The 503-nt window shown below is 50.3% G+C and carries 1 rRNA gene; it reads left to right on the plus strand.

The features are described from left to right. Nucleotides 1-503 (plus strand): 23S ribosomal RNA (locus QWZ04_RS23275); the annotation flags it as partial.

Raw genomic sequence — 503 nt, forward strand, 5'->3', positions numbered from 1 at the left:
CGTTTAGGGGAGCCGTAGGGAAACCGAGTCTTAACTGGGCGCTCAGTTGCTAGAATTAGACCCGAAACCAGGTGATCTAGCCATGGGCAGGTTGAAGATTGAGTAACATCAATTGGAGGACCGAACCGACTAATGTTGAAAAATTAGCGGATGACTTGTGGCTAGGGGTGAAAGGCCAATCAAACCTGGAGATAGCTGGTTCTCCCCGAAAGCTATTTAGGTAGCGCCTCGGACGAATACTATTGGGGGTAGAGCACTGTTAAGGCTAGGGGGTCATCCCGACTTACCAACCCTTTGCAAACTCCGAATACCAATAAGTAATATCCGGGAGACACACGGCGGGTGCTAACGTCCGTCGTGGAGAGGGAAACAACCCAGACCGCCAGCTAAGGTCCCAAATTACTACTAAGTGGGAAACGATGTGGGAAGGCTCAGACAGCCAGGATGTTGGCTTAGAAGCAGCCATCATTTAAAGAAAGCGTAATAGCTCACTGGTCGAGTCG

It is taken from the genome of Vibrio tapetis subsp. quintayensis (assembly GCF_030409945.1).
GTDB lineage: Bacteria > Pseudomonadota > Gammaproteobacteria > Enterobacterales > Vibrionaceae > Vibrio > Vibrio quintayensis.